The following is a 16,253-nucleotide window of genomic DNA, read 5'->3' as shown; positions in this document are numbered from 1 at the left end:
ACCATCACAACCTTCAGGAGCCATCATGCCAACACCGACCGCATCCACCTCATCCGGCGGGACCCCGTCCCGCCTGCGCCGCCGCGGCGCCGCCCTGCTGGCCGGGGCCACCGGCCTGGCGCTGGCGGTCACCGGGTGCACCACCGGGAACAGCGCCGACGGCGGGGCCGAGGGCAAGACCGACACCATCCGCTCCACCATGATCGCCAACCCGAACAGCTTCAACCCGCTGACCTCCTCCGGGGTGCCGGCCACCATGGCCAACTCCCTGCTCTACGCCACCCTGCTGGTGCAGGATGACAACCACACCTTTGCCGGGGACCTGGCCAGCGAATGGGAGCTGAGCCCCACCCGGGGCGAGTTCACCCTGCGCGAGGGCGCCACCTGCGCGGACGGCACCCAGATCACCGCCAGCGTGGTCAAGGCGTCGCTGGACGCGTTCGCCCAGAAGTCCAACAACAAGGACCTGGTCTTCGGCCCCTCCGAACCGAAAATCAGCGCCGACGACGCCGCCGGAAAGGTCACCATTGAGCTGGACACCGCATGGGCGGACATGGGCCAGGGCCTGAGCATGCCCGAATCCGGGATCATCTGCCCGGCCGGGCTGAAGGACCCGGAGGGCACCACGGCTGGCAAGGTCGAGGGCGCGTTCTCCGGCCCCTACACCCTGGCCGACTACCAGCCGGGGGTGAACGTGGAGTTCGCGCTGCGCGACGAGGGCTACACCTGGCCCGAATACGCCCAGCCCTTCGAGGGCCGGGTGGCCAAGACCATCAAGTACAGCGTCAGCTCGGACTACAACAGCATCGCCAACGGCCTGCTGACCAACCAGATCGACATCGCCACCGTGCTGGGTGAACCGATGGAACGCTTCAAGGACGATGAGAAGTTCGGCACCGAACGCTTCTCCACCGCGAACCTGTTCATGGTGTTCAACGAACGCAAGGGCAAGCCGTTCGCGGATCCCGAGGCCCGGCGCGCGGTCGCCAAGGCCGTGGACCAGAAGGCGTTCGTGCAGGCGGCCACGAACGGACTGGGCGCCCCGGCCACCAGCTTCGTCTCCGAGTCCGTGCAGTGCGCCAACACCGACGCCGCGCTGCTCAGCCCGAAGGACGCGGACCTGGCGGACATCAAGGGACAGGCCGCCACCCTGGTCGGCACCCCGGCGGTGGGCAAGGGCGCGGGCAACACCTACATCGCCCAGGCCCTGAATGAGGCCGGCGCCGACGTGAAGCTGCGCAGCGTGGACACCGCCTCGCTGTTCACCGAGCTGAGCACCAAGCCGGACTCCTGGGACATGACCGTGGTGAACCTGGTGAACATCTCCTCCACCCTCTACGCCGGGCTCTCCCGCTTCACCGGGCCGACCACCGAGGACGGTGGACGGAACATCACCGGGGCGAAGCATGAGAAGTTCCTGGCCCAGGTCGGCCAGGCGATGGCCGAAACCGATGAGGACAAGCGCTGCGCGATCTACCAGGACCTGCAGGAGGGGCTCTTCCAGGACGCCCACGTGGTGCCGCTGGGTGACGTGTCCGCACAGCTGACCACCGCCCAGGGCTTCTCGGCGCGGGTCATCAACGGCATCAGCTCGGCGCGCACCATGCGCATCACCGACTAACTGACAGGGCGGGATCACCGGTAAACACCGGGTTCCCGCCCAGCCCGGGCACAGAAACCCCGATTAGTGTTGTCAACAACCTCATTGAGGGTGCGAGTGATGATCTGAATTGGTCCCGCTGTCCATCTGGACGGCGGGACCATTCGGTTTAACCGGCACGGTCCGGCAATGGCAAACCGGCCCTTCAGGATTGAGAGGGTACCCCCCTGAACTCAACACCCTGGCTCTCTGGCGTGTCATCACAACGCAAAAGCCGAGGCCTTCGAAGAAGAATAATGTCCTTACGACTTTACATAACGTAGGTTATCGGCTGACGCGATGACAGGTTTTCGATGCAAGCCTCGTGCAACTCTTCACACGATAGACTGCAACAGGGTCCCCGTTCAACGAGGCTCCGATGCCAACTATAGCGGTTGCGGTCCGCCACGATCTTCGGAGATGCGTTCAAGAGTTTGTTCCCGCCTGATTTAAATGAGCTGACTCTTTTCGCGGCCCAGGATGTTGAACCTAGCTGCTGAGACGCTGTTCCCCGAACATCCGCGATGATGGATCGCGGCCAGCGTCACGGCAGGCGCACTTGCGAGCAGATACGATAGGCGCATGGGTGTGGCATATGATTTCCTCAGTTCTCATCTGAAGACAATGGCCGCGCCGTACCTTTTTGTCGGCTCAGGCATATCGAGAAGATACGCTGAACTGCCTGACTGGGAGGGTCTCCTTCGCCATTTTGCAGCCTTCACTAACCAGCCCTACGAGTACTACAGAGGTCTGGCCGGAGAGGATCTGCCACGCACTGCATCGATGCTCGCGAACGAGTTCTACTCTGTTTGGTGGTCGGATAAGAGGTTCGCCCTTTCCCGTGAAAAATATGGATCCCAGGTCACTGATTCATCATCGGCCCTGAAAATTGAGGTATCACAATACTTCGAGACCGCTATTGAAAACTTTGTTATTCCACCTCAGTATGAAGCCGAGTTCACCCTCCTGCGCAAAGCAAACGTAGAAGGAATTATCGCCACGAATTTCGACAGTTTGATGTCAGTGACGTTTCCTGACTATGCGGTTTTCACGGGACAAGATGAGTTGCTGTTCGCTGACTCACAGGGGATCGCTGAAGTTTATATGATTCACGGATCGGCGCGACAGCCAAGTTCGCTTGTTCTTACACGCGAAGACTACAACGATTTTCAGGAGAGAGACGCGTATCTCGCCGCCAAGCTGATGACTTTCTTTGTTGATCACCCCATCATCTTCTTGGGTTACAGCTTGAGTGACGAGAACATCCTTGAGATTCTTCGATCGCTGGTAAGGGCCGTGCGAGGGAGCAACGCGGCAAAACTGAAGGACCGCTTGCTATTTGTGAACTGGGCGCCAGACGTTGCGGCGGAGATTCGATCCCGAACGGTACAAATCGACGGCGGCCAGATCGAGGCGCACGAGATCGTTGTCTCAGACTTCCTCGACGTCTTTCGCGCGCTGGGTATCAAAGAGCGTGCTCTACCTGCTCGAGTCCTTCGGCAGCTCAAGGGCCAGATATACGAGCTGGTCAAGAGCAACGATCCCGACGGACGACTGGTTCAAGTCTCCGACATCGAGTCCGCTTCGGATCAATTGGATGTGGTTTTTGGTGTTGGCGCGAAAATGACAGTCAAAGGAATCATTGGGCTCTCTCGCTGGGATCTGGTCGACGATGTTCTCGGTTCGCCAGACCGTGGCCTCCCCAGCGACCAGGTAATCACCGAGGCATTCGGAAGCTCGTTCGCAAGCAACTGGTATGTCCCGTACTGGAAGCACCTTCGAAGTGGTGGCTTTCTTGATGAGGCTGGCCAGCTACTCGCCAATGTTAACGTGCCCGCCAAGATCAACGCTTACATCAGCCGTGAGTCAAATCAGCCGTGAGTCAAAGAACCTTGCGGGTCGCGCATTGCCGACCAGTACAACATTCGAGGATGTGATCAAGCACAAGGGTGAAGACTGGGTGCTCGAGCATCCATGGTCGCTGTTCGATGAAACTCAGGACGGCGAGGGGCTGAGAGAGTACCTGAACGCTAACAGGAGCTACCGACAGCAGTCATACTCTCTGACCCAATATGCAAAGCTGGCGGTAACGTTCGACTGGCTAATGTATGGGCCACCGAAGAGGGCAAGCATATGAGCGTTAACTATCAGGCATCCGCTGCCTCTGCTTTACTTTCCACTCCGGTGCTGCGAGGCGCTCTGTGTCCAGCTCGATGCAACGAGAATCCATCCTGGAAGTCTCCGACCTCGGCGCCCTACCCCGAGGCCGTGCCATCATTAGCGGCTCGGGCATTCCCGCAGGATTGCTCGAACTCGTACACTTCTCTCAAAAGCCTTACGGCGAAGATGTGAAGCTCTCGCAGGAGTACTACGAGAAGGTAAAAAATAGTAGCTAACCAAGTGTCCGCCTTATTCACATGGAGTTTTACGATAGAAGAGGTTAACTTTAAGTACGGTTACCTATTGACAAAAATGGAATTGTGAACTAAAACGTATCTATGAACTCGGGGGAAAATTCGCCTAAGAGAACGATAAATTGGCACATAATACTCGTAATTTTAGGTCTAATAGTTGCACTCGTAGGTGTTTGGGTTGCCTACGCAGCGTGGCGCAATCCAGTATCCCCTCTACCCCCAGAAGCTAGCTTTACCGGCTCCCCCACTCACAGCGCCTCCACTCCAGCAGCCTCAAGCGATGCAGCTGCTTCGTCAAGCCTCGATCCCATAGTGGACCCGGGGAAATCTGACCCCGCCTCTCCGCAAAAGCAGAAAAAATATTTCCTGGCAGAATATCTGCCAACTAACTATGACGGGGGAAATCAATCTGGATCAGTAAGCATTGGCGGCAAAGAATATAACCGATCAGTTTTGCAAGAAATTCAAACAGATATGTCTATTGGGGAAGAAACAATAGCTGAATATATGATAGGAAAGAATTGTAATACTTTTACAGCAACTATTGGATTAAGTGACAGCAACTCCGATACTAGCTATCCTGTCTTGATGGTCATACGATCCGAAGATCGAGAAATCCTCAAAGAGAAAAAGCTTCGATACGGAGAAGAACAGAAAATATCTCTTGATGTAACCGGGGTTCTGCGCCTGTCGCTGGCATCAAGCACGCCAGCCGATCCCGGATATTATGGTGAAATGGCAGTCTGGGGTGACGCCACTGTCACATGCACAGGCCCTCTGGCCCTTCAGCCACGCGAAGAATAAATCTTCTCTGGTTCTCCGGATCAGCGTTCAAGCTCTTTTCCCCTAGGACCGCTGTTCGAATTCTTCCGGGGCCAGCTGCACTGACCACTGATCGGGCACGTCCTCGCGCACTGGCGGGTCATAATCCCAGAACGGACCATCCGGTGAAGTCAACTCCCCCATCAACGGGTAGAAGTAATCGCGCATATACGGGCTCTTCGAGTTTTAGCGTGGTGACCCCGAAAAAGAAGTAAGGCTCGCAGCCCCTCTGCGAAGATGGATGTTGACTAAGACAATTCATCTGCAGAGGGGAACTACGAGCCGTGTTCAAGGATACCGGGCCAATCGATGCTGCGTCGATTCTGTTGAACCTCACTGACTACCGCGTCATCGACGTGGTCCACGAAGCTGCCGGGCGGCAGGTCCTGATCGAACCTATCGCCACCGACGCGGCCTGCCCCTCGTGCGGGGTGCTGACCACCAGGATCCAGGCCAGGCCGGTGCACCGGGTCAAGGACGTGCCGGTCGGTGGCAACGATCTGCAGGTCTGGGTGCGCAAGAGGCGCATGGCCTGCCAGGAAGCGGCCTGTGCACGGCGCTCGTTCGTGCAGGCCACCGAGCAGTTGCCCTTCCGGGCCCGGATCACCACCAGGCTCTTGCAGAAGCTCGTTCACGAGATGAGCTGCGAGCTGCGCGCCGTATCCCGGGTGGCTGCGGCACATGGGGTGTCCTGGCCTACGGTGATGGCCCGGCTGAACTACATTGGCGAGCTGGTGGGCAACGTTGATCGCATGTTCATCCGCTTACCTGGGCATTGACGAGCACCGGTTTCGCAAGGTTCGCTACGCCAGAGGACGTAACGGCAAGGTCCTTCGGATCGAGCCGTGGTCCATCGTGTTCACGGACCTGGATACCGGCAAGATCCTGGATATCGTGGACGGACGCCGCGGTGCGGCGGTGAAGAAATGGTTGAAGGCCCGGCCACGGTACTGGCGCCAGCGTGTCCAGTTCGTGGCCATCGACATGTCATCCGAGTTCCGAAAGGCCGTGCGAGACACGGTGCCCAAGGCGAAGATCAGCGTGGATCATTTCCACGTGATCGCCCGGGCGAACCTGATGATCACCCATGTGCGCCGGCGCCGCACCCACGAAGTCTTCGAGCGCCGTGGCAGGGCCACTGACTCGGCGTACAAGTACCGGAAACTGTTGACCTGCAACCTGGAGAACCTGTCGATCACACAGGTCGAGCGGCTGAAGCTGATCCTTGATCGGATCCGGAGCTGGGGGTGATCTACGCGATCAAGGAGCATGTGCGGCAACTGTTGAAAGCCACTGATGTCCATGAGTTCCAGTCCCGGTGGGCGGTCCTGGAGAAGTCGGTGAAGGCCACGAAAATGGTTGAGGCAAAGTCGCTGTTCCGCACACTCACTGCCTGGCGCAGGGAACTGCTGGTCTTCGTGCGAACCCGCTTGACCAACGCCAGGAGTGAGGCGGCGAATCTGACGGCGAAGAATCTGAAACGCATCGGCCGAGGCTACCGGAATCATGGGCACTATCGGCTTCGGATATTGTTGTACACGGCGGGACTACGCCCGTGCTGAACATCCTGCACCACGCTGAAGTTTTAAGAGCCGTTTTAGCTGTTCCTGGGTACATGTCTGCGATACGCCGCATGGTCAGTCCCGGCAGGTAGGCAACAGCTATGCCCATGCGTTGGGCAACGGCAACGGCCAGTGCGCCGATGGTGGCTGGCTGGTCCACGACTACTAGAACCCGGCCCTTGAGAAATGAGTCCTTGGTAGACAGCGGTGAGTTTGGCTTCGTCGTTGGGCAGGGTCTTGTTCCAAATTTTGGTCCCGTCGCGGGTGACGGCACAGGCCCAGTGGTCGGTTTTCCCGACGTCGAGGCCGAGGAAAATGTCGATATCCGTGTTGATCATGACTAGCGCTCCCTTGAACTAGTGCCGGTTCAACGTCGACCAACCGCAGGTAACAAAGTCTTGCATCCACGTTATGACAGACGTCCACCATCTGGCGCCACGCCCCTAATCAGCAACCACCTCGCTGCCACCCAACCCCGGTGGCAACACCCCCCGGATCATTGGATAGACAGGGGAAAAACACCATGCCGGGATTGGTCGGCCGACAGTCCCTATGATCCTCTTTGTAGGAACTATCAAAAAGATAACGGGATAGATGATTGTTTCAAACCGAATACTTTTGAAATTTGGAAGATTAGAATTATAAAAAACTGATTTGGTTTCAAAACTGGCTAGTTCAATATTTCGAAAAAATTACGCTGATAATAATTTTTGAACGTCCGCAGATATCCTCTCTTAGTGGTACCCTCTAAAATAAACATCCTTCAGGCCGAAGCATCCAATTTCACCGGTTACCCCAAATACCACTCTCAGTGTGGCATGAACTAAGACTCGGAATTATTTACCGAAATCCGGTCCAGAGTAGAGTTGCATTGAATAAATGGTTTTAAAATTTCCATAAATACTCCACGGACTAGGCCTAAATCCTTGAAAGGCATATTGATTTCGGTTCAAGAAGCATCGATAAGCCCAATAGCCCGGGCATAGTTCCAAAGCTTCGTAAGCACGTAATTGGCAATTTCGGCTCTACTTGTTTTCCTTCGCCACATGACTTCCAACCTAATATCTTCAATTCCACTTCTCAATCGAAGATCGGAGATAAATTTTACGGGCCCGTCTAGCTTATGTTCCTTCTCGAAAGAATCTACTAGTTTCGAAGCAATAAGAGCCTCTCCAATTGCCTCATTAAGAAGTCCATCATTCTTGGAAGCAATTGTGGCTAACCCATCGAAAGCTTCTTTAGTGTTATCTCCGGTTTTTGGACCTCGTCGTCGCTGTCCCAAAGGCTGCCCCGACAGCATTAGACCCAGTTCGCTTGTCGTAACACGCCCTGCAGTTTTGGGATCCTTGGTGATTGAGCGGTTCTGTGCGCGAAGTAAGTTTTTCAGCTCAGGACTAGCATGCGTTCGAGCGATAGCTAACGCGGTATAAACGTCCATGTGTAGGATTTTTGCATCCAGAACTGTACCCAATATGCCAAGCTCATCGGGGTAGCTCTTCAATTGCTGAATAACATTGGCTTCGGTAGCCGTCATCAGTCGGTCTATATCGGCCTGCGAATAGCCTCCCCGAGTTAAAGCAGCTACGTCACCCTCAGAATCGTTTCCCGACAACACCAAAACCCAAAGTCGAATGCTCTCTTTTTTCTGAAGTTTTTTTACATAGGCCGAATTCCTGCGAAGCTCATTTCCGATAAGCATTAGGTATTTACCGATAGTTTTGGTCCCAGGATCATCTGCAAGTTCTCTTGCTCTAGAATCCGCAACTCCCAGAGCAGCTAGTGTCGCTCCTTCATTCAACGCAGCAATGGTATTTGACGCAATCTGCACAAATTCAGACTTTGGAGGTCCCGTGAACTCCACAATTGGATCATCAAGCCCAAATAGCGACTCCGCTCCTATTTGATTTCCTAAGGATTTGAGAATCTCCGAAATATCATCGCTATTGGTGGGCCATACTACCAATGATTTGGCACCCGCCTCAGTTCGAACAAAAGAATTAATCGCGTGCATCGTGGCTTCCAACTTTTGCTTGGAAACTAGACCTAACGCTTCTCGTCCCTCTAAGACTATAATTCGGAGCTCATCTGTAGATTCTAAGGCGAAGAGAAAATCACTTACGTCTTGTTCCGAGCCCACTCTCAAAGACTCAACACCAGATCGGAAAAGCCCTACCGTATTAAGAAATGTAGATTTCCCAGTGCCACTGTCGCCGCGTAACAATAACATAGCTCCTCGGCCTGTCATCATCATTTCACCGTATCGATCGTCTATGACTTCTAGCATTTCTTCAATAGGAAACACAAGAGATCGCAAGCTCCCAGTCCCAACGTCCTTAAGACGCTCAAAACGATCTGGTACTAGCAACTCCGTGTTCGTTACTGGTTCCTGCATTGTGTTGCTCTTCAAACCGTCCCCCATTTTCAGTGAATAACCTGAAGTCTATCGGACGGCACTATATGCTACGTAGCGCGAGACGTCTTACAACCCATAGGTTGTAAGACGTCTCATCGATACCCACCCCCGTGGTGAACAATCCTCGGAAAATCAGTGGACTGACATTCTCATAACTATGTGCCGCAACTAACGGCATAGAATCGGGCCTGCACCATTAGTTGCGGGACACTATTGAAGGGCCGATGCCCAAATAGGTCGGATACGCCAGCACATCTATCCATGTCCAACCCTCCGAACGCCTGATTCAGAGCCTCATCACCGCTGGCGTCCGACCCCATGACCTCTACATCGACCACGGCCAAACGGCCAGGACTGGCCAAGACACTTGACCCGCTACGTCCGTCACTGGTTAGCAGCGGTCAAAGCGTTCGTGGACCCCACCGATTTGCTGCCGTGGTATAGGAAATTCGGAAGTGAACGCGCTTTCTCCGGGTCTGCTTACACAATCAGCACCAACATGGAGCTGGGCTATTGTTGTAGACAACCTCATTGAGGGTGCGAGTGATGATCTGATCAGGTCCCGCCGTCCAACCGGATGGCGGGACCTTTTCAGTGCCCGCAGGTTCGTGCGCCGGCTGCGGGGGGAGCGCCTAGTCCCGGACGGTGATCCCAAAGTGCACGGCGAACAGTTCGGCCAGCGACTGCAGCTGGGCCGGGTTCACCACCGTGCCGCGCAGGCTCTCCAGCCCGATCAGGCTCTGCAGCTGGGCTCCTCGCAGATCCACGTGGCGCATTTTTGCCCCGGCACAGTGCATGGTGCCGACCTTGACGTTCTCAAAGGCCAGGCGCTCGATCCGGCACTGGCTCAAATCCAGCTCCTCGATCACGCAGTCCCGCAGCAGCACGTCGCGCAGCCGGGCCCGCTGCAGACTGAGCCAGGTGAACTTTGACCCGCTGATCACCACGTTGTCCAGCTGCGCCTCGGCCAGGTCGGCGCCCCCGAACCGGCAGGCGTCCAGGCGCACCTGCCGCATCCCAATCCGGTGGGCGTTCAGGGCGGGGATCTGCAGGTTCCCGGCCTCGGTCCGCAGCCAGTGGGCCGCCTGCAGGTTGGCCTCGGAGATGCCCAGCCGCTGCAGTTCGCACTCCTCGAACGTGCTGCCCGACAGGTCCAGCCCATTCAGGTCCAGGCCGCAGAACCGCACCCGCTCCTGCAGTCCGCGCTCGGCCAGGTCCGACGCCGTGCCTTCCCGCAGCACCGGCGGCAATGACCAGCCCCCGGTTTTTGGCGCAGCAACCGTGCGTGGAGCACCCATGACCATCCCTCTTCCCTCACCGTCCGGCAGGCCGCTCGGCCCGCCGTCCCTTCCACTGGGGAGGGTATCAAAACAGCGGCGCCGGGGCGGGGGGCTATTTGGCCAGGTACCCGCCGTCCACGGGCAGGGAGACGCCGGTGACGTAGGTGTTCTGCGCATTGGCGAAGTAGGCCACCGCCCCGGCCACGTCCTCGGGCAGGGCCACCCGGCCCAGCGGGATCGCCGCGGAGACCTCGCGTTCGGTGGCGGCCGCGTCCTCCTGCCCGGCCAGCCAGTCCTCGAACATCTGGGTGCGGGTCATGCCCGGGGCGACGGCGTTGACCCGGATGTTGTGTTCGGCCAGTTCCACGGCCGCGGCGCGGGTCAGGGCGAGCATGGCCCCCTTGCTGGCGCTGTACAGCCCCATGGTTGGCACCCCGATGCTGGCCAGCCGGGAGGTGATGTTGATGATCGCCCCTCCCCCGGCCTCCCGCATCACCCGGCCGGCGGCCTGCAGGCAGAAGATCGCGGCGAACGTGTTGATTTCGAAGGCCTCACGGATCTCATTCTCCGGGGTGTCCAGCATCCGGTTGATGTGGTCGATGGCGGCGTTGTTCACCAGCACGTCCAGCCGCCCGGCCCGGGAGACCACCTCATCGATCAGTCGCTGCGGCGCCCCCGGTGCGGTCAGTTCGGCCTGGATGAAGAAGACCGCCTCGCCCAGTTCGGCGGCCACCTTCTGCCCGCGTTCCGCGGAGCGTCCCGAGATCGCCACCCGCATCCCGTCGGCCACCAGCCGCCGGGCGATTTCCACCCCGATGCCGGAGGTTGCCCCGGTCACCAGTGCCACGCGCTGCGCTTCGCTCACGAAATCCAACTCCTTCTTGTTGCCGTGTTCTTCGTTCTGGGTATTGTCGGTGGGCTGCGCCCCGGGCGCTTAGCGGCGCCCGGCCCCGACCAGGGTTTCACCCTGTTCGATGCGTTCCTTGTCATCGCTGCCCGGGATCACGTTGCCGCGCAGCGACCGCCCGGCCGTCTCGCGGAAGGTGAGCACCGAGACCAGGCCGATCACGCCGGCCCCCACCAGGTACCAGCCCGGGACCAGGGAGCTGCCGGTGAGTTCGATCAGCGCCTCGTTGGCCACCGCGGCGGTGCCGCCAAAGATGGCGGTGGAAAGGTTGTAGCCGATCGCGAAACCGGAGTAGCGCACCGCGGTGGGGAACAGGGCCGGCAGGGTGGAGGAGATCGTGGACAGCAGCACCACCAGCAGCAGGCCCAGCACGCCGATGCCGATGATCTGCCCCACCAGTCCCCCGGTCTGCATCAGCTGCACCGCCGGGACCGGCAGCAGCACGAACCCGGCGCTGGCGGTGATCAGCAGCGGCTTGCGTCCGATCCGGTCGCTGAGCGCCCCCAGCGGCACGATCAGCGCGATCATCAGCAGCTGGATGAACACCAGGGTCAGGTTGGACTCGGTGGCCCCGTGGCCCAGCGTGGCCGTGAGGTAGCTGGGCATGTAGGTGAGCACCAGGTAGAACGCCACGTTCACCAGCACGATGAACCCGAAGAGCTTGAACAGCTGGGCCGGGTAGTGCTTGAGCAGCATTCCCAGCACCTTGGTCGCCGATTCGACTTCCTCATGCTTGGCGGTGTCCTGGGTGAAGGTCTCCGGTTCCTCCAGGTGGCGTCGCATCCACAGCGCGATGCCGCCCAGCAGCAGGGTCAGTGCGAAGGGCAGGCGCCACCAGCCGGCCATCATCCCGTCGGTGCCCACGATCAAAGTCAGCACGGTGCACAGGATCGCGGCGCCGCTGAAGCCGGCCAGGGTGCCGAACTCCAGGAAGGAACCGTACTTGCCGCGCTTGTCGTCCGGGGCGTGTTCGCTCATGAACACCGCCGCCCCGGCGTACTCGCCGCCGGCGGAGAAGCCCTGGATCATGCGCAGCAGCACCAGCATCAGCGGGGCCAGGAAGCCGACCTGGTCAAAGGTGGGCAGCGCGGCGATGCAGGCGGTGGACACGCTGATCATCACGATGGTGAAGATCAGGATCTTGCGCCGCCCGATCCGGTCGCCCAGCGGCCCCAGCACGGTGCCGCCCAGCGGGCGCACGATGAAGGAGATCGCGAAGGTGGAGAAGGCCAGGATGCGCGGCAGCGCCCCGGCGTCCTCCCCAAAGGTGAAGAACAGCTCGGAGATGTAGACGATCAGGTATCCGTAGATGCCGTAGTCGAACCATTCGATCGCGTTGCCGATCGCCGACCCGGCCACCGACTTGCGGGCCAGTTTCTTCTCTTCGGCCGTGAAATCCGCTTCCCTGCGGAGCGCCGGCAGCTGTGCTGGGCTGGACATTGTCTTCTCCTTAGTCCCACTGATGGTGATGATGGCGCAGCGCGATGAGTGCGTAGGCCCGCGCCGCGGTGCACAAGTCCTGGATGGAAACGCTTTCGTTGGGCTGGTGGGCCTGGGTGTTGATTTCCCCGGGCCCCAGCACGAGGGTGGGCACCTGGTGGTGTTCGGCCAGGAACCCGCCCTCGCAGGAGGCGGTCCAGATCCCGGTCTCCGCGCTGGCCCCGGCATCCGCCAGCGCCTGGCAGACCCGGCGGGTGAAGGGGTGCCCGGGCTCGGTGAGGAACCCGGGCATCTGCATCTGGACTTCCCCGGTGATCTGGATCAGCTCCCGGTGGGGGATCGCACTGTCGGCGATGAACAGGCGCAGCCGGCGCAGCAGCTGCTCCAGGATTTGCTGCGGGTCCTCCCCGGGCAGCAGCCGGCGGTCCACACCCAGTTCGGCGGTGTCCGGCACGATCGAGGTGCCGTGCCCGGCGTGCAGGGTTCCCACATTCCAGGTCGCCGCCCCCAGCACCGGGTGGCCGGTGTCGGCCAGGCGGGCCGCGTCGGCGCGCAGCCAGCTGATCACCTCGGCCGCGGCCTGGATGGCGCTGGCCCCGTCGCTGGGCCGGCCGGCGTGGGCGCTGGCCCCGGTGATCCGCAGCCGCAGGTTGGCCGCTCCCCGGCAGCCGATGATCCCCACCAGGTCGGTGGGTTCGGCGACCACGCAGCCGGTGTAGCCGCCGGCCGGTGCGGTGGCCACATAGTGCCCGACCCCCAGCGCGTCGGCCTCCTCGTCCACCGTGCACACCAGGGTCAGCGGGATCTGCGGGGCGACCGCATTCACGGCGGCCATGGCGACGACTACTGCCGCCAGCCCGCCCTTCATGTCGCTCGCACCCCTGCCGGTGAGCCGGTCCCCGTCCACCCGTGGGGTGAACGGGTCTCCGTGCCATCCCGCTCCCGCCGGGACCACGTCACTGTGGCCCAAAAAGAGCAGGCCCCCGCCGGTGGCGTCCCCGCCCAGGTGGGCGACGAGGTTCGGGCGTTGTGGGGCCACCGCGTCAAGGCTCACGCGGGCGCCCAGCCGCTCCAGGGCCGCTGCCAGCACCGCCACGGTGCCCTGCTCGGTACCGCCGGGGTTCTCTCCTCCGGCGGCGATCAGCTCACCGGCCAATTCGACGATCCGCTGCCGCTCGATCCGCTGCAGGGCCGCCCGTTCGTGGTGCTGCACGTCAAAGGCCTGTATGCTCACGGCTGCTCCCCGCCGGCCATCTCCTCCAGGGCCGCGTGCAGCCGGGCCACGCCCTGGCCGATGCGTTCGGGGGTGGAGGTGGCAAAGCACAGGCGCAGCGCGTCGCTGAACGCCCCCGCATCGGAGAATGCCGGACCGGGAATATACGCCACCCCGTGGCGCAGCGCGACCTCGAACAATGCCTCCGTGTCGATGCCCGCGTAGCGTCCGCGCAGGGTCAGCCACAGGAAGAACCCGCCCTGCGGGTCGGTGGCGATGACCTGCTCGCCGAAGGCATCGGCCAGGGCGGTGCGCATCGCCTGCTTGCGCTCCCGGTACACGCTGCGCAGGGTGTCCAGGTGCGCATCCAGCCGGCCGTCGGCCAGGTAGTCCGCCACCAGCTGCTGCATGGGCGCGTTGGTGCAGGTGTCCATGGACTGCTTGGCGCTGATCGCCAGGGCGCGCAGCGCCGGATCCAGCTCCATCCACCCCACCCGCAGCCCCGGGGCCAGCACCTTGGAGAAGGTGCGCACCGAGATCAGCCGGGGGTTGTCCGGGCTCAGCTGGGCGAAGCCGGGGACCTGCTGGCCCTCGAAGCGCAGCGCCCCGTACGGGTCATCGTCGATGATGAACGCCTCCCACTGTGCGGCCAGCTCCAGCAGGCGCAGCCGGCGGGCCTCGCTCAGGGTGCGCCCGGAGGGGTTCTGGAAGTTCGGGATCACGTAGATCGCCTTGGGCGTCTTGCCGGTGGCGGCCACCAGCTCGGGAAGCCGCTCCACCACCAGGCCCTGGTCATCCACCGGGGCCTCCAGGACCTGGCCCTGGTAGCTGAGCACGGTGGAGATCCCGTTGGTGTAGGTCGGCGATTCGACAATCACCAGATCCCCCGGATCCACCAGCAGCTTGAACGCGATGTCCAGGCCCTGCATGCCCCCGGTGGTCACCAGCACCCGGGCCGGATCCACCGGCTGCCCCAGGCGCTGGTGGTAGGCCACAATCTGATCGATCAGCTGCGGGTTGCCCTCGGTGGCCGCATAGTCGTAGCGTCCCTCGGCCGGCCTGGTGTACAGCCCGGCCAGCTCGGCCTCCGGGATCAGCTCGGCATTCGGCGCCCCCATGGCGAAACGCACGATGTCGTGGGTCTGGCTGGCCAGCAGGGAGGTGGAGGAGTCAATGACCGATCCCTTGAGTTGGCTGGCCCGCGAGGCCAGTCGCGTAGGTACGGCGGTCAGCAGCGATTCGGTGGCCATGAGTGGTGTTCCTAACGTTGATGGTTGTCAGTTCGCGCGGCACGTCCGCGAGGAATTCAATGCCGGTGGCGCTCACCCGCACCGGCTCGGAAACTTCGAAGCCCGACCCGTCCAGCCACATGCCGGCGATCAGGTGGAAGGTCATGTTCTCCTGCAGCTCGGTGGTGTCCCCCACCCGGAAGCTGACGGTGCGCTCACCCCAGTCCGGCGGGTAGCCGATGCCGATGGAGTAGCCCAGCCGGGATTCCTTCTCATACCCGGCCGCCCGGATCACCCTGGTGAAGGCGGCGGTGACCTCCTCCGGGGTAGCCCCGGGCTTCACCTGGTCAAAGGCGGCCTCGATGCCGGCAATGGTGGCGGAGGCGACCCGCTGCAGCGCCGCGGCGGGCCGGCCGAGCACCGCGGTGCGCGCCATCGGCGCGTGGTAGCGCCGGTGCACCCCGGCCAGTTCAATAGAGATCGGCGAATCCACCGGCAGCGGCGCTTCGGTCCAGGTTAAGTGCGGGGTGTCCGCCCCCTTGCCGGTGGGCAGCATCGGCACGATCGAGGGGTAGTCCCCGGGGGTGCCGGGCACCCCGCGGGCCTGGGCCGCCATGACCTCGGCGGCAACTTCGTTCTGCGGGCGGTGCGGGGCCAGGGCCTGCAGTGCGGTGCGCATCGCCTGGGAGCAGACCCGGCCGGCGGCGCGCATCAATTCGACTTCAAAGGGCGACTTGACCAGGCGGACCCAGTTGACCAGCTCACGGGACTCCTGCAGCTGCCATTCGGGCAGGGTCGCGGACAGGGCCATGAACATCCGGATGGAGAAGAAATGCGAATCGCCCTCGTAGCCCACGCGCAGCGCCCGGCCGTAGCCGGCATCCCGCAGGTGCCTGGCCACCCAGTCGCCGGGGTGGATCGCCGGGCGATGCACAATCTGCTCCGGGTAGCCGATGACCCGCTCGGCGCGGATGCCGATCGCGGTGCGGTGCGCCCCGTGGGCGTCCATGTGGCGCATGTACATCAGCGGCTCGCCTTCGCAGGGCAGCACCAGGATCTGCGCGGTGTAGAAGGACCAGGCGTTGTAGCCGGTCAGGTAGTACAGGTTGGCGGGATCGGTGACCAGCAGGACGTCCAGTCCCTGCTGGGCCATGCGCCGGCGGACGCGCTGTTGGCGAGCTGCGTACTCGCTGCATTCCAGGTCACGGTGACCTTCCGGGGTGAACACCATTGTCGTTGTCTTTGTCCTATCACTTCCACGGATTCACGAACTTTGTGATCTACACCATAGTTCCGCGCTTCCATCAGATAAAGTGGGTGCATCTTGTTTGTTC

At 61.0% G+C, this 16,253-nt stretch carries 13 protein-coding genes and 2 pseudogenes; 6 read left to right on the top strand and 9 right to left on the bottom strand.

Annotated elements, in window-relative coordinates:
* The first annotated feature begins 25 nt into the window (after window positions 1-25).
* From FDN03_RS09300 to FDN03_RS09280, 5 genes are all read left to right on the top strand, one after another.
* Window positions 26-1,621 carry an ABC transporter substrate-binding protein gene (locus FDN03_RS09300; protein ID WP_138176260.1) on the top strand — a complete coding sequence of 532 codons (1,596 nt, stop codon included), beginning with the start codon at window positions 26-28 and terminating at the stop codon, window positions 1,619-1,621.
* A 600-nt stretch (window positions 1,622-2,221) separates the two neighbouring features.
* A complete protein-coding gene (locus tag FDN03_RS09295) occupies window positions 2,222-3,520 on the top strand; it encodes an SIR2 family protein (protein ID WP_138176258.1) in 1,299 nt (432 codons plus the stop codon).
* A 52-nt stretch (window positions 3,521-3,572) separates the two neighbouring features.
* Entirely contained in the window at window positions 3,573-3,776 is a 204-nt protein-coding gene (locus tag FDN03_RS09290; protein ID WP_138176256.1) for a hypothetical protein, read from the top strand.
* A 64-nt stretch (window positions 3,777-3,840) separates the two neighbouring features.
* Entirely contained in the window at window positions 3,841-4,035 is a 195-nt protein-coding gene (locus tag FDN03_RS09285; protein WP_212743894.1) for a hypothetical protein, read from the top strand.
* A gap of 102 nt (window positions 4,036-4,137) precedes the next feature.
* The gene (locus FDN03_RS09280) at window positions 4,138-4,857 is read left to right on the top strand and encodes an NPCBM/NEW2 domain-containing protein (RefSeq protein WP_138176254.1); all 720 of its coding nucleotides are present in this window, start codon (window positions 4,138-4,140) and stop codon (window positions 4,855-4,857) included.
* A 42-nt stretch (window positions 4,858-4,899) separates the two neighbouring features.
* Here FDN03_RS09280 and FDN03_RS16420 read toward each other — a convergent pair whose 3' ends face one another.
* On the bottom strand, window positions 4,900-5,043 hold the full coding sequence (locus FDN03_RS16420) for a hypothetical protein (RefSeq protein ID WP_171021194.1): 144 nt from the start codon (window positions 5,041-5,043) through the stop codon (window positions 4,900-4,902).
* A gap of 116 nt (window positions 5,044-5,159) precedes the next feature.
* On the opposite strand from FDN03_RS16420, the pseudogene FDN03_RS09275 reads away from it, so the two are divergent.
* Window positions 5,160-6,437: pseudogene (locus FDN03_RS09275) on the top strand (ISL3 family transposase).
* A gap of 31 nt (window positions 6,438-6,468) precedes the next feature.
* Here FDN03_RS09275 and FDN03_RS09270 read toward each other — a convergent pair.
* The 8 genes and pseudogenes from FDN03_RS09270 to FDN03_RS09235 all read right to left on the bottom strand — a co-directional run.
* A pseudogene (locus FDN03_RS09270) lies at window positions 6,469-6,775 on the bottom strand (transposase); the annotation flags it as partial.
* Window positions 6,776-7,386: 611 nt separating this feature from the next.
* Window positions 7,387-8,829, bottom strand: coding sequence for a hypothetical protein (locus FDN03_RS09265; protein ID WP_138176252.1), 1,443 nt, complete (start codon window positions 8,827-8,829; stop codon window positions 7,387-7,389).
* Between the two features lie 653 nt (window positions 8,830-9,482).
* Window positions 9,483-10,148 (bottom strand): pentapeptide repeat-containing protein, encoded by a 666-nt coding sequence (locus tag FDN03_RS09260; protein WP_171021193.1) that lies wholly within the window; start codon window positions 10,146-10,148, stop codon window positions 9,483-9,485.
* A 94-nt stretch (window positions 10,149-10,242) separates the two neighbouring features.
* Window positions 10,243-10,995 (bottom strand): SDR family oxidoreductase, encoded by a 753-nt coding sequence (locus tag FDN03_RS09255; RefSeq protein ID WP_138176248.1) that lies wholly within the window; start codon window positions 10,993-10,995, stop codon window positions 10,243-10,245.
* A gap of 69 nt (window positions 10,996-11,064) precedes the next feature.
* Window positions 11,065-12,477 (bottom strand): MFS transporter, encoded by a 1,413-nt coding sequence (locus FDN03_RS09250; protein ID WP_138176246.1) that lies wholly within the window; start codon window positions 12,475-12,477, stop codon window positions 11,065-11,067.
* A 10-nt stretch (window positions 12,478-12,487) separates the two neighbouring features.
* The gene (locus FDN03_RS09245) at window positions 12,488-13,711 is read right to left on the bottom strand and encodes a M20/M25/M40 family metallo-hydrolase (protein WP_212743893.1); all 1,224 of its coding nucleotides are present in this window, start codon (window positions 13,709-13,711) and stop codon (window positions 12,488-12,490) included.
* Window positions 13,708-14,940, bottom strand: coding sequence for a PLP-dependent aminotransferase family protein (locus FDN03_RS09240; RefSeq protein WP_138176244.1), 1,233 nt, complete (start codon window positions 14,938-14,940; stop codon window positions 13,708-13,710). The genes FDN03_RS09245 and FDN03_RS09240 overlap by 4 nt, the downstream gene beginning before the upstream one ends.
* The gene (locus FDN03_RS09235) at window positions 14,861-16,150 is read right to left on the bottom strand and encodes a M24 family metallopeptidase (RefSeq protein WP_138176242.1); all 1,290 of its coding nucleotides are present in this window, start codon (window positions 16,148-16,150) and stop codon (window positions 14,861-14,863) included. The genes FDN03_RS09240 and FDN03_RS09235 overlap by 80 nt, the downstream gene beginning before the upstream one ends.
* Window positions 16,151-16,253: the final 103 nt, after the last annotated feature.

The organism is Glutamicibacter sp. V16R2B1, from assembly GCF_005774635.1.
GTDB classification, from domain to species: Bacteria; Actinomycetota; Actinomycetes; order Actinomycetales; family Micrococcaceae; genus Glutamicibacter; species Glutamicibacter creatinolyticus.
The sequence above is the reverse complement of the archived record's forward strand: the minus strand, read 5'-3'. Positions and strand labels throughout refer to the sequence as shown.

What these genes read in the sequence shown, in the direction of transcription:
- FDN03_RS09300 (WP_138176260.1), top strand. Translation starts at nt 26, where the DNA reads ATGCCAACACCGACCGCATCCACCTCATCCGGCGGGACCCCGTCCCGC.
- FDN03_RS09295 (WP_138176258.1), top strand. Translation starts at nt 2,222, where the DNA reads ATGGGTGTGGCATATGATTTCCTCAGTTCTCATCTGAAGACAATGGCC.
- FDN03_RS09280 (WP_138176254.1), top strand. Translation starts at nt 4,138, where the DNA reads ATGAACTCGGGGGAAAATTCGCCTAAGAGAACGATAAATTGGCACATA.
- FDN03_RS16420 (WP_171021194.1), bottom strand. Translation starts at nt 5,043, where the DNA reads ATGCGCGATTACTTCTACCCGTTGATGGGGGAGTTGACTTCACCGGAT.
- FDN03_RS09265 (WP_138176252.1), bottom strand. Translation starts at nt 8,829, where the DNA reads ATGCAGGAACCAGTAACGAACACGGAGTTGCTAGTACCAGATCGTTTT.
- FDN03_RS09260 (WP_171021193.1), bottom strand. Translation starts at nt 10,148, where the DNA reads ATGGGTGCTCCACGCACGGTTGCTGCGCCAAAAACCGGGGGCTGGTCA.
- FDN03_RS09250 (WP_138176246.1), bottom strand. Translation starts at nt 12,477, where the DNA reads ATGTCCAGCCCAGCACAGCTGCCGGCGCTCCGCAGGGAAGCGGATTTC.
- FDN03_RS09240 (WP_138176244.1), bottom strand. Translation starts at nt 14,940, where the DNA reads ATGGCCACCGAATCGCTGCTGACCGCCGTACCTACGCGACTGGCCTCG.
- FDN03_RS09235 (WP_138176242.1), bottom strand. Translation starts at nt 16,150, where the DNA reads ATGGTGTTCACCCCGGAAGGTCACCGTGACCTGGAATGCAGCGAGTAC.